This is a genomic window from Devosia yakushimensis (genome assembly GCF_030159855.1).
Lineage (GTDB): Bacteria > Pseudomonadota > Alphaproteobacteria > Rhizobiales > Devosiaceae > Devosia > Devosia yakushimensis.
The window spans coordinates 3,536,906-3,548,538 of sequence record NZ_BSNG01000001.1; the positions used below are offsets into that span (position 1 = coordinate 3,536,906).

The window sequence follows — 11,633 nt, forward strand, 5'->3', positions numbered from 1 at the left end:
CGAGGACTGCCATGTCGAGGTGGCCCTCGGGTCAAGCCCGAGGGAGACGCAGAGATTGATTGCAGCATTGCGGCGAGAGCCGAGCCGGTGTCATGGATTCCGGCCTGCGCCGGAATGACATTGTGAGTAAGATAGCGCCTTACGACTCGTCGACCGTCTCAGCCTTGGGACCGCGTTCCTGCACCGATTTGATGCAGTTCTTGGCGCTGGATTTGGATTTGTAGGTTTCGGACCGCACCATGGTTTCGTTATTGGCGGCAACGAAGCGCACGAAGGTCTGGCCGTCCTTGGAGGCGGCGAGCTCGAAGCGGTAGCCCTTGCCCTCTTCGCCCTTGGTCAGATCGACAATGGCGGCGCCGGGCGCGTTCTTCTTGATCGAGTCGATGCAGTTCTGCGCGCTGGCCTTGGATTTGTAAGTTTCCGACCAGACCATGGTTTCGCTGTTGTAGACGAATTTGGCGACGAATTCGCCGTTCTTGGCAGCAGTGATCTTGAACTTATGCGCCATGACGCTTGGCTCTCCCTCAAGGAGCGACGCGACGGCGCGTCGCTTTCCATGGGTGAAGACTAGCGCAAGACGGCAGAAAAGAAAGAGCCTTACGAATCAAGCCGTAGACGAGCGGTCGATATGGCCCAGATCGCGGTCGGGATCGATGCGATCGCGTACCAATTGCTTGAGCTGCTTGACGTCGGGGAAGCCGCCATCGCGCTTGCGTTCCCAGATCAATTCGCCATCGAGCACGATTTCGAAAATGCCGCCGGTGCCGGGCACCAGGGTCACCGCACCCATTTCAAGGCTGAAGGTGGAGAGCACTTCGGAGGCCATCCAGGCCGAGCGGAGCAGCCAATTGCACTGGGTGCAATAGGTGATGGTGAGAATAGGCTTGCTCATCGGGCCGCCTTGCTCCGCTTGAGATCGGCCGGTTCGACCAAGGAGGCCAGGATCTGATCGACCAGGTCGAGATCCTGCCGCTTGCCGGCGGCCTGCTGCTGCAGATCGACCAGGTAGGAGGTGGTGTAGTAGAGTCGCCGCGCCAGCATGGTGGCGATGTGGAGGGCAAATTCGGGGCGCTTGTCGAGAAAGGTCAGCGCGTCGGGAATTTCATAGGCCTCGACTGATGACAGCGCCTTGACGCTGGCCGAATGGGGCATGTCGAGCAGCACCGCCATTTCCCCGAAGATCGAGCCGGGTTCATCGACATGGGTGACCTGGGTGCGCTCGCGGATGACCTCCACCTGCCCCTCGACCAGCACATAGAGCCGGCCCAGCCGCTCACCCTCGGGCAGCATGAGCTGGCCCGGCTTGAAGGCGGCCAGCTTGAGCCCCTGACAATAATCCAAAATATCGGTCATGCGCCCCTCCGGCCTTGCCGCAGGGTATATTGCCCAAAGTGATGACATGGTCAAAGCAAAGCCGCCCGGCAGGAACCGGACGGCTTCGGGGGCAGGCTTGACTACGGAGCTCCCACCCCATCCCGCCCCCAAGGGGGTGGGAATGGCGAAGCGGTGCTAGTTCACCCAGACGACGGCGCGGCTGGTGCTTTCCACCAAAGCCGGGCGGCCATCGATATAGACATAGGAATAGCTGGACTGGGGCACCGGGGTCAGCGCCACGTCGGGCGGCACCACATAGCCCACCACCACATCGCCTTCGATGGTGACGGGATCGATCGGGTTGGCCAGGGCGTAATCGACATAGGTCTGGGTCACCAGATAGCCGGGCGATTGCACCAGGGTGCGGCTCTGCAGATCGACGATCCAGACGCGGTCATTGGCATAGAGATAGCCATAGGCCGGGTCGGCCTCGACCGGATAGATGGTGATTTCGGGCGGCACGACATAGCCGATATCGACGCCGCCATCGAGATAGATGGGCTCGACCGGGTGCGCGCCGGCATAATCGATAATGGGCGTGCCGATACCGGTGCCGATGCTGGCGCCGGCAAAGCCGCCGACAAACCCGGCCTCGACATCGGCTTCGGTGCCGATCAGCACATCCTGGGCATAGGCTGGCATGGCGACGCCAAGCGCCAGCGCGGCCATGGAGGCCAGAAGAAGCTTTTTCATTTTGTCTGATCCTTTCAAGGGAGTGGACAAGCCACCCATTGCGGATGCGCGAGGGAACCCGCGCAATTGCCGCCCCGTGCTGGATCAAACGGGGGGTGGAGGGCTTGGTTCCTGATGGGTGGGCGGGAAGCGGACCGGTGTGGCGGACGGGCCACAGGGGGTGTCCCCGAGGATGATTTCCACACACAGCGTCATTCCCGCGCAGGCGGGAATCCACTTTTCTGGACTTGCCTCGGCAGACAGAATGGATTCCCGCCTACGCGGGAATGACGTTGTGGTTGGCGAAGGGAGTGCGGATGGGGGTGGCCGGGCCAGGCCGGCAATCAAAGATAGGCCGTGACCCTTGGCGGCTCCATCTGCTTGTCCGCTATGCCATCCTCATAGGTGATCGGCACCAGGGCCAGCTCCTCCGGCGGGACATCGTCCAGCACAGCCAGATTGAGCGCATAGAACCAGCCGCCCATCTGGTCGAGAAAGCCCTTGGAATAGACCTGCACGCCGCAGGTCTTGCAGAAATAGTGATGGATATGGCCGGGCGGCCAGAGGGAATCGGGGGCGCGGTAATCGGAGAGATTGCCGGCCCCAGTCAGCAGGCGAATATCGTCGGTGCCGACAAAGCTCTTCCAATAGCGTGTCTTGGCGCAATAGGTGCAGTTGCAACGGCGCGATTCACTGGCCAGATCGACATCGGCCTCGAAGGTGACGGCGCCGCAATGGCAGGAAGCGCGGTGGGTTTGTTTCATGATTGCTCTCCTTATGCTGCGGCCGGGCTGACGCCATAGCGCAGCAGGACCGTGTCTGATCCGTCAAAAGTCCGCATTTCCAAACGCTGCAGGCCGGCGGGGCCGGCATGCTCGAAGGCGGGCACGCCCCGGCCGAGCAGGACATTGCCCACTAGGACATGGATTTCATCGACAAGCCCGGCCGTCAGCAGGCCGTTCCACAGCACATGGCTGCCAAAGACCAGGATATCGCTGCCCTGGCCCTGCCTGAGGGCGGCGATGCGCTCATTCGCAACGGCACGGCGGACCAGTTCGGCGTCGCTCCAGCCGCCGGTCAGGGGCTGGGGCAGGCTATCGGAGACGACGAGCTTGGGCAGGGCGGTATTGAGCCGGGAGATTTCCCGCAGGGTTTCGGGCGCTTCCGGATTGTCCGCTACCCCCGGCCAGAAAGCCCGGAACATGGCAAAGGTGGTGGCGCCGAAGAGCAGGTGCCCGGCGGCTTCGAGGCGCTCCAGATTATATCGGTTAAAGACCTCGTCCATGGGCATGCCGGCAAGATCGCCGCCCTCGCCGGCACAGAAGCCGTCGAGGGAAACCAGAGTGGAAACGATCAGTTTGGCCATGATGCTATCCTTGGTTGCGGCGGCTCAGGCGGGATTGGCGCGGGAAAAATCCACCTGCTTGTCGAGGCATTCGGTCCAGCCGCCCAGATGGCTGTCGCGCTCCTCGATTCTGGCAAAGGGGGCCTGGTGGAAGCGCTGGTGGGTGACGCCATCGGCTTCGCTCAGCGTGATGGTGATGTCGTTGCGATCGGTGAGGCCGGAGCCCTGTTCCCAGGCAAAGCTCATGACGATTTTGCGGTTTGGCACAATTTCTTTGAACGTGCCGCCGAACCAGCCATCGGGGTAATGGGGGGAGCGGATCACGCCGCGATAGGCGCCGCCGACGCGGAAATCGACGACATAGCTGGGGCAGGTGAAGTCCTTGGGGCCGAACCAGCGCTTGAGCAGTTCCGCATCGCTCCAGAGGCGGAAAACCAGGGCGGCCGGCGCGGCAAAGCTGCGGTCGATGAAAAGCTCCGTATCGGCCATGGTTTCAGTTTTTTGCGGCATCGGACTGTCCTTTGGTGAGGTCCTTGATGAGGGCATCCATCTTGTCAAAGCCCTCGTCCCAGAATTTGCGGTAATGCTCGAGCCAGGTGGCAAGGTCCTTGAGGGGCGCGCCCTCGAGGCGGACCGGGCGCCATTGGGCGGTGCGGCTGCGCGAGACCAGGCCCGCCTGTTCGAGCACCTTGAGATGGCGGGAAATGGCCGGCAGGCTGATATCGAAGGGCTCGGCCAATTCATTGACCGTGGCTTCGCCATGCCCGAGCCGGGCGAGGATGGCCCGCCGGGTTGGATCGGCCAGGGCGGCGAGCGTGGTGCTTAGCGGATCGGTCTGCATTTAACGCATCCGTTAATTAACATAATCGTTAAATATAACAGCTGCGGATGGGAGTCAAGGCGGGCTCTGGAAAGCGCCGGGGCCGGCGGACTAAAGCTGCTTTTCGATGGCCGGAGCGAGATCGGCGGGCAGAATAGTGGGCGCGAAGCGCTCGGCCACCTTGCCGTCCTTGCCGACGAGGAATTTGGCGAAATTCCACTCGATATCGCCGGGATGCTCGGCCTTGAGCCAGGTGTAAAGCGGGCTTTCGCCTGATCCATTGACGTCGAGCTTGGCAAAAAGCGGGAAGGTCACGTCATAGGTGAGCGAGCAGAATTCGGCGATCTCCTCGGCGCTGCCGGGCTCCTGCCCCATGAACTGATTGCAGGGAAACCCCAGGATCACCAGGCCCTGATCCTTATACCGCCGATAAAGCGCCTCCAGCCCCTCATATTGCGGAGTCAGCCCGCATTTACTGGCGGTATTGACGATAAGCACGGGATGGCCGGCATAGGCGGCGAGGGGCTGAGGGGTGTTGTCGAGCAGGGGCAGGGTGAAGTCGGCGAGCTGGGTCATCGAAGCATCCGGAACGAGTCGCTGTCAGCATAGCGGTTCACGCGCGGCGCGAGAAGGCGCGCCAAGGCGCCCGCCGGCACGGGCCTCCGGGGAAAAATTTGGACGAGCGGGCCCCGAGGCGGTCTCGCCTCTGGTAATTTTGAAAAGTGAGACGAAAGCCGCCTCGGGGCGCCGGGACTTTATCGGACGGCGCGATGGTAACCCCAGCGGATTGCCGTAGCGCCCCGCCCGAAAGTCACCTCCGCTCGACCCAAAAGGCGGCGCGACCCGCCCTTCCCCGGCTGGCCTTCGGACACCGGTCGCTGCAGCGCCGCCCGTATCCCGAAAGCTGGGCAGCATTTTAGGCCGGGTTGCGGACCAGGGCATAAGCGGGATAATTTTTGCCTTATCGGTTACGGAATTGCTCCATGCGCTTGGCGAGCTTGTCGCGCAGATCGAGCATTCTGGCCTTATAGGCGGCATAATCGGGATCGGCATGCGGCGCCGGGGCCGCACTCAATTTCGGCCGCAGCCGCTGCACCGGCAGGGGCGCGTCGCCCTCCACTTTCCAGACAAAGGCATTGAGCGCGCCGCGCCACTCTGCATTGGCCGCCTCCCAGGCATCAAGCCCGGCCAGCGTCTGGCCGAGCTGAGTGAGCAGGCCGCCATGATCGGGCGCCGCCATCAGCAGCACTTCGCCCCGACCCAAAAAGACCTGCGCATTGCGCAACAGCGCCTCGGCCACGCTGATCGTCTGCGCCGAAACCGGCGCCTGTGGGCGCCTAGCCGCCACGGCGGCAATCTGGGCGTGCAGCGCAGTCAGCCGCAACCAAAGCGCTTCATGGCGCGCAGCCAAGGCATGGGTGACACGGGGCGGGGTTCTGGACCGGGACAAGTGGGGACTCCTGATGCGGCGGGATGCCGGACAGGAGAGGGTAAGGCGGGGTGGAGGGGCGGGGATTAGTTTGGAAGTCTTAGGTGGCAACCTATTCAGCCAGCCTTTTGAAATATGTAAACCGACCTGATTATGTCCGTGTAGTTCACATGGCCAACGACTTCGTGGTCGTCCGTTTCTTCAACATCTTTCCAGGTTCGGTCAATAATAGCCCTGACCATGGCAAAAAGATGCGACGGGCGTGAGCGGTACCGACCAACCTTGCCAGTGATGCTTCCACTCAGGGTGGGGACTAAAAAAATGGACTCTAGAGGTTCGAACGCGTCGAACGAACTCTCCGGAACAGAATCGTCCTCATCGTATTCCACGTCGCCGACATGTATCAGTATCTCCTTTTCAGTCAGAATGGCGGCGGCAAAATCCTTCATATTGTACCACACTCCACCTCTGCTTATTATCGGCAGTGACCTTATGTCAGCGCCACATTCTAAGATGATTTCTGCGCTTAGCGCCTTCCTTCCGCTGTCGAATTCGAGCTTCGAAAGCGCAGTGCTTTGTTCGCCGGCCCAAGGCTTTAGTATGTCCAGCGAGACAATGGCCCTGCCGCTATCACGTGCGGCCGTCTGGACCTCACCCCTAATGATGCCCAGCAAGTGGGGGACAGCCTGAATTCGGAAGCCACCTGCCGTCAGAACTCCCCCGCGATCTGAGCTCCCGTAGGACGGCCAAAGTGCTGCTCGTCCAACCAAGTCACCACCTACGTCGCTGATAGGGCAGGTGAGTGTGTTGACGACGTCGGGTCGCAATGATGCGATTGATCTCCTGGTTCTCTTAGCAAGCGCCATTGCCGATATTGTGAGCCAGTCACCCGCTGTCACCACAGCTGTTGCTCCAGCGTCTGTTACGACACAAAGCGTAACTTCCGACGCGGGCACAAGGTATTCGACTAGCTCCTCCAATGAAGAAAAATTGACATCGTATCGTCCCAACGTTGAGAACATGTTGGAATCGTCCACGCGGTCCGTGATGAATTCAAATTTGCCGTCCGAATTCGGATTTCCCTTAAGCTTGATTTCAACAATTGTGCCGCCAAGCTTAGGCGCCTCGCTAGAGGTTGCGGGCGAAAGTATTGGCCGCGACGCGAGACCATTTCCAAAGGTTAGTTTCAAAGCGTTGCTACTCGCGTCGTCGTGGCGCCGCGAAATGACATTCACGACGTCACCAAGCATGAATACCGAAAAAAAACCTATGCCAAAACGACCAATAGGCTTGATGCCCGTCGCCGCAAGTCCAGGAAATTCCTCAACCATTGCGCTGGACATCCAAAATGACGTTCCGAAATCAATGAGGGATGTCGTTAGGACTCGCTCTGACATGCCGACGCCATCATCTTCTACGCGTAGCCAGTACCCATCGGATTTCTCAGTGATGCTGACATTCACGCATCCCCAATTTGGCATCTGCATGAGACGTCGACGTGCGTCGATTGCGTCGACTGCATTTTGAAGTAGTTCGCGTAGCGGCGCCCACCAATCGTTGCCATACAGTCGATTGCCGCCGAACGTAGCGACGACGCGGGGCACATCTGAAACATGCAGCCGAGTATCTACAGGCTTCCAGCCGGAAACAGGTATGTCTGCCGCCAATTCAGAAGCGCGGGACACGGACCTAATGCGACGGGCCCTGAGTCCCGGCCGTTCGGCTTCTCTAAGCATAAGGTCCGTGTCATGAAGTTCCCTGTCCGCAAGCAGAAAAGCGTCATAACCCAGCCACCAGCTCTCGGCCTCTTGGACAGGACATGGTTCCCCGGCCGAGAAATGAAGGGCGTCGCCCTGTAACCTTGGAAAGCTCAGGCGCCCCTGGAACTGCCAATGCAGCTTTGAGAGTCCTTCTGGGCGGTCGAGTGACCTTACAAAAGGGGGCGCTCGACGCCTGTCTAGATGTGTAGCGTCGGCTACTCGCAGCAGCGCAGCCAACTTTAGGATATCGACATCATTTCCCGTCGTTGGCGGCATTGCTCCAAGGTGTTTGTTCAACTCCTGTCCAACGCGAGAAATTGACCACCAGTGACTGTGGGCGATGACCCCAATAGTAGGACCGTAGAAGCGGCGTAGGTCATTCTCTTCTATTAGATATTCATGCTGAGCCGGGGCGCTATCATAACCACTTGGAGTGTCCCACCCCGAAGTTGCCAGGGTCTGCGCCGTGCGCGCATGCAAGTTGCGTAGAACGTCCACTAATATCTGACTCTCGTCGGCGGAGACCGACTTCGCTGCCCTCAGCGCGGCCAAATCCTTCCATTCAGGAAGCGCTCGCACCTCTGCGATGCCCCCTGGGTATGCCGCTAGCGTCATGGCCGCGTCGTGGAGCAACACCGCTCCGCCAAACACAAACGCCTCTGGGGGATTTAGCGTTAGGCTCTCGTCAGCAACAAGACTAGCCGTTTCCCAAAGTGCATCGAGATGCGTGATATCATGAACCGTATACCCTGGCATGTCCCGCAAAATGCGTGCGACGAGCGGTATAGCCCTATCTCGCATCGCATCTAGTCGCCCACGAAAGTACTCCTGCTCTTCCGAAGACGCATCTGTCCTCGGGAGAAGAAAGGCATCGCGGTACAGGCGGCTGGATTTGTAGTCGGGCATTCTGTTCCCCAAGACAGAATTTTGATTGTCCGCATTGAATCATGGTAACTACTAGGGAGCAACTGCGCCGCTTTGACTGGGCCCAGCTGCCTGCGGCAGCGACCCCGGCGACTAGTCGTCCCCCATCTTCAGCGCCTTGATGAACGCTTCCTGGGGGATTTCCACCGAGCCGAACTGCCGCATTTTCTTCTTACCCGCCTTCTGCTTTTCCAGCAGTTTGCGCTTGCGCGTGGCGTCGCCGCCGTAGCACTTTGCCGTCACGTCCTTGCGCATGGCGCGGACGGTTTCGCGGGCGATGATCTTGCCGCCGATGGCGGCCTGGATCGGGATGACGAAGAGGTGAGGCGGGATCAGCTCCTTGAGCTTTTCGCACATGATGCGGCCGCGGCTTTCGGCGACGGTGCGGTGCACCAGCATGGAGAGGGCGTCGACCGGCTCGGCATTGACCAGGATGGAGAGCTTGACCAGATCGCCGGGGCGGTGTTCGGCCAGGGTATAGTCGAAGCTGGCATAGCCCTTGGAAATCGACTTCAGGCGATCGTAGAAATCGAACACGACTTCATTGAGCGGCAGATCATATTCCACCATGGCGCGGTTGCCGACATAGGACAGGTTCCGCTGGATGCCGCGGCGGTCCTGGCAGAGTTTTAGGATCGAACCCAGATATTCGTCGGGGGTGAGGATGGTGGCCTTGATCCAGGGCTCGCGGATTTCCTCGATCTTCATCACATCCGGCAGATCGGCCGGATTGTGCAGCATAATGGTCTCGCCACTGGTCAAAACGACCTCATAGACCACCGAAGGAGCGGTGGCGATGAGATCGAGATTGAACTCGCGGGAGAGGCGCTCCTGGATGATTTCGAGATGCAGCAGGCCCAAAAAGCCGCAGCGGAAGCCGAAGCCCAGCGCCGCTGATGTTTCCATTTCGTAGGAGAAGCTGGCGTCGTTGAGCCTGAGCTTGCCCATGGCGGCGCGCAGCTCGTCAAAGTCCGAGGCATCGACCGGGAAGAGGCCGCAGAAGACCACGGGTTGCGCCGGGCGGAAATCGGGCAGCGGATTGGCGGTGGGCTTTTTGTCGTCGGTAATGGTGTCGCCGACATTGGTATCGGCCACTTCCTTGATCGAGGCGGTGAAGACGCCCAATTCGCCGGGGGTCAATTCCTTGACCTCGACCAGCTTGGGCGTGTTGACGGCGACGCGATCGAGCTCATAGACGGCGCCGGAGGCCATCATGCGGATTTTCTGGCCCTTTTTCATCACCCCATCGATGATGCGGACGAGAACGACGACGCCGAGATAGGTGTCGTACCAGGAATCGACCAGCAGGGCCTTGAGCGGGGCATTGATGTCGCCCTTGGGGGCGGGCAGGCGCGTGACGATGGCTTCGAGCACGCCTTCGATATTGAGCCCGGTCTTGGCTGATATTTCGACGGCCTCGGAGGCGTCGATGCCGATGACGTCCTCGATCTGCTGCTTGACGCGCGGAATATCGGCGGCGGGCAGATCGACCTTGTTGAGGACGGGGACGATTTCGTGATTGGCGTCGAGCGCGTGATAGACATTGGCCAGGGTCTGGGCCTCGACGCCCTGGGAGGCGTCGACGACCAGCAGGCTTCCTTCGACGGCGGCCATGGACCGGCTGACTTCATAGGCGAAGTCGACATGGCCGGGCGTGTCGATGAGGTTGAGGATATAGGTCTCGCCGTCATTGGCCTTATAGGTCAGCCGGACGGTCTGCGCCTTGATGGTAATGCCGCGCTCGCGTTCGATATCCATCGAATCGAGCACCTGCTCCTTCATCTCGCGCTGCTCGAGACCGCCAGTGGTCTGGATCAGCCGATCGGCGAGCGTGGATTTGCCATGGTCGATATGGGCGACGATAGAGAAATTGCGGATATGGGAGAGCGGCGTTGTCATGGGCCGCTGATAGCAGATGCCGCATGGGCCGCAAAGATGGTTTAGCAGCGGTTAACTGGGGCTTTTGCAACGGCTGGCGGCCCGGCGCGTTGGGAAGCCATGCGCTTGCCCCTGATCGTTCCCCTCGCCGCCCTTGTGTGTCTTGCCCACCCCGTTGTGGCACAGGACCTGTTCAAGCCCTTCCAGGATATGGTGGAGGAGCTGACCGGGCCTCCGTCACAAGCGGCCACGCCCCGGCCCGATGCGGCCGAACCGCCCGAGCCCCTGCCCCCAAGTCCGCGCCCGCGGCCGGAGGCGCCGGCGGAGGCAGAGGCACCCGAAAAAGCAGAGGATAATGTGCCGCCCCTGCCCCAGCCGCGCCCCGAAACAGCGCCTGAGCCGGCGGAGGCTGAGCCTGAGCCGGCCGAGGATGCGAGCGAGGCCCCTGCCGCGCCGTCCGGGCCAAGCGAGGACGAGGTGGCCGACCGGGTCTATCAGACGGCGTGTCCGGCGCTCCTGCTGGGGCTGGTCGAGGCGGAGGCGGCCCCGCCACTCAGCGAGGATATGTGCGGGGAGCGTTCGCCGCTGATCGTTACGGCGGTATTGGCCAATGGGCGGATGGTGCCGCTATCGTCGCCCATCACCACCAATTGCGAGATGGCGAGCGCCCTGCCCGGCTGGGTTGGGGCCGTCGATGGCTATGCCAGATCGGCGCTGGATAGCCCGCTGGCCGAGGTGGTGACGGGCACCAGCTATATGTGCCGCAAGCGGAACGGGGCCGAGAACGGGTTCACCTCCGAACATGGCTTTGCCAATGCGGTTGATGTGACGGGATTTACCCTGGAGGACGGGCGCGGCATTGGGGTGGAGGGTGACTGGATGCCGGCCACTGCGCCCGAGGGGCGGCTATTGCGCTTTGCCCATGATGCGGGGTGTACCGGATTTACCACCGTGCTGGGGCCGGAGGCCAATGCCGAGCATCATGATCACCTGCACTTGGATTTGGGATGCCATGGGCAGAGTTGTACGGCGCGGATTTGTGAGTGAGGGGGGCGAGGTCGTGCCCCGCCTGGTTCTGTTTGCTCCGGCGCTATCCCACCCACAATCGCTTCCCTCGGACTTGATCCGAGGGCCGCTCTCCGCTTGTGCCGGGCTGAGAATGGCCCTCGGGTCAAGCCCGAGGGAGGCGCGGTTGGGTGTAAGGGGTTCGTGCCCAATAATCTCCCACCCACCGGGTCATTCCCGTGAAAGCGGGAACCTCGGTTTTCTTCTCTCGCATCCCTAGAGGTCCCCGCTTTCGCGGGGATGACATTGTGGGGGGTACTGGCTCGGTGGAAATTACTGTGCCGGAGCGGCAGGAGCCGCGGGCGCGGCGGGGGCTTCTGCCGCGGGGGCAGCGGGCGGCGTCGTGGGGGCGGCGGGGGCTACCGG

At 61.2% G+C, this 11,633-nt stretch carries 13 protein-coding genes; 1 reads left to right on the forward strand and 12 read right to left on the reverse strand.

The genetic code is table 11. The features are described 5' to 3' along the window. Positions 1-139: 139 nt before the first annotated feature. The 12 genes from QQL79_RS22570 to lepA form a co-directional block, all read right to left on the reverse strand. A complete protein-coding gene (locus tag QQL79_RS22570; protein WP_370461232.1) occupies positions 140-508 on the reverse strand; it encodes a YegP family protein in 369 nt (122 codons plus the stop codon). A 96-nt stretch (positions 509-604) separates the two neighbouring features. After that, positions 605-892 carry an Rdx family protein gene (locus QQL79_RS17075; RefSeq protein WP_284392761.1) on the reverse strand — a complete coding sequence of 96 codons (288 nt, stop codon included), beginning with the start codon at positions 890-892 and terminating at the stop codon, positions 605-607. Further along, complete coding sequence (locus QQL79_RS17080) at positions 889-1,353, reverse strand: Crp/Fnr family transcriptional regulator (RefSeq protein WP_284392762.1); 465 nt, start codon at positions 1,351-1,353, stop codon at positions 889-891. Before QQL79_RS17080 ends, QQL79_RS17075 begins: the two co-directional genes overlap by 4 nt. 156 nt (positions 1,354-1,509) lie before the next feature. After that, entirely contained in the window at positions 1,510-2,067 is a 558-nt protein-coding gene (locus QQL79_RS17085; protein WP_284392763.1) for a DUF1236 domain-containing protein, read from the reverse strand. A gap of 323 nt (positions 2,068-2,390) precedes the next feature. Then, on the reverse strand, positions 2,391-2,810 hold the full coding sequence (locus tag QQL79_RS17090) for a GFA family protein (protein WP_284392764.1): 420 nt from the start codon (positions 2,808-2,810) through the stop codon (positions 2,391-2,393). A gap of 11 nt (positions 2,811-2,821) precedes the next feature. Then, complete coding sequence (locus tag QQL79_RS17095) at positions 2,822-3,412, reverse strand: dihydrofolate reductase family protein (protein WP_284392765.1); 591 nt, start codon at positions 3,410-3,412, stop codon at positions 2,822-2,824. A 24-nt stretch (positions 3,413-3,436) separates the two neighbouring features. Further along, positions 3,437-3,901, reverse strand: coding sequence for an SRPBCC family protein (locus tag QQL79_RS17100; RefSeq protein ID WP_284392766.1), 465 nt, complete (start codon positions 3,899-3,901; stop codon positions 3,437-3,439). Next, complete coding sequence (locus tag QQL79_RS17105; RefSeq protein WP_284392767.1) at positions 3,885-4,232, reverse strand: ArsR/SmtB family transcription factor; 348 nt, start codon at positions 4,230-4,232, stop codon at positions 3,885-3,887. The genes QQL79_RS17100 and QQL79_RS17105 overlap by 17 nt, the downstream gene beginning before the upstream one ends. A gap of 90 nt (positions 4,233-4,322) precedes the next feature. Further along, entirely contained in the window at positions 4,323-4,787 is a 465-nt protein-coding gene (locus tag QQL79_RS17110) for a glutathione peroxidase (RefSeq protein WP_284392768.1), read from the reverse strand. 385 nt (positions 4,788-5,172) lie between these two features. Next, complete coding sequence (locus tag QQL79_RS17115; protein ID WP_284392769.1) at positions 5,173-5,661, reverse strand: hypothetical protein; 489 nt, start codon at positions 5,659-5,661, stop codon at positions 5,173-5,175. 95 nt (positions 5,662-5,756) lie between these two features. Beyond that, positions 5,757-8,306, reverse strand: coding sequence for an HD domain-containing protein (locus QQL79_RS17120; RefSeq protein WP_284392770.1), 2,550 nt, complete (start codon positions 8,304-8,306; stop codon positions 5,757-5,759). Positions 8,307-8,417: 111 nt separating this feature from the next. After that, on the reverse strand, positions 8,418-10,223 hold the full coding sequence (gene lepA / locus QQL79_RS17125) for a translation elongation factor 4 (RefSeq protein ID WP_284392771.1): 1,806 nt from the start codon (positions 10,221-10,223) through the stop codon (positions 8,418-8,420). Between the two features lie 99 nt (positions 10,224-10,322). On the opposite strand from lepA, the gene QQL79_RS17130 reads away from it, so the two are divergent. Next, positions 10,323-11,249, forward strand: coding sequence for an extensin-like domain-containing protein (locus tag QQL79_RS17130; RefSeq protein WP_284392772.1), 927 nt, complete (start codon positions 10,323-10,325; stop codon positions 11,247-11,249). The last annotated feature ends 384 nt before the right edge of the window (positions 11,250-11,633 follow it).

Excerpts from the sequence above, each read along its gene's own strand:
- QQL79_RS17110 (WP_284392768.1), bottom strand. The coding sequence starts at position 4,787 with ATGACCCAGCTCGCCGACTTCACCCTGCCCCTGCTCGACAACACCCCT.
- QQL79_RS17080 (WP_284392762.1), bottom strand. The coding sequence starts at position 1,353 with ATGACCGATATTTTGGATTATTGTCAGGGGCTCAAGCTGGCCGCCTTC.
- QQL79_RS17075 (WP_284392761.1), bottom strand. The coding sequence starts at position 892 with ATGAGCAAGCCTATTCTCACCATCACCTATTGCACCCAGTGCAATTGG.
- QQL79_RS17120 (WP_284392770.1), bottom strand. The coding sequence starts at position 8,306 with ATGCCCGACTACAAATCCAGCCGCCTGTACCGCGATGCCTTTCTTCTC.
- QQL79_RS17090 (WP_284392764.1), bottom strand. The coding sequence starts at position 2,810 with ATGAAACAAACCCACCGCGCTTCCTGCCATTGCGGCGCCGTCACCTTC.
- QQL79_RS17100 (WP_284392766.1), bottom strand. The coding sequence starts at position 3,901 with ATGCCGCAAAAAACTGAAACCATGGCCGATACGGAGCTTTTCATCGAC.
- QQL79_RS17095 (WP_284392765.1), bottom strand. The coding sequence starts at position 3,412 with ATGGCCAAACTGATCGTTTCCACTCTGGTTTCCCTCGACGGCTTCTGT.
- QQL79_RS17105 (WP_284392767.1), bottom strand. The coding sequence starts at position 4,232 with ATGCAGACCGATCCGCTAAGCACCACGCTCGCCGCCCTGGCCGATCCA.
- QQL79_RS17130 (WP_284392772.1), top strand. The coding sequence starts at position 10,323 with ATGCGCTTGCCCCTGATCGTTCCCCTCGCCGCCCTTGTGTGTCTTGCC.
- QQL79_RS17085 (WP_284392763.1), bottom strand. The coding sequence starts at position 2,067 with ATGAAAAAGCTTCTTCTGGCCTCCATGGCCGCGCTGGCGCTTGGCGTC.
- QQL79_RS22570 (WP_370461232.1), bottom strand. The coding sequence starts at position 508 with ATGGCGCATAAGTTCAAGATCACTGCTGCCAAGAACGGCGAATTCGTC.
- lepA (WP_284392771.1), bottom strand. The coding sequence starts at position 10,223 with ATGACAACGCCGCTCTCCCATATCCGCAATTTCTCTATCGTCGCCCAT.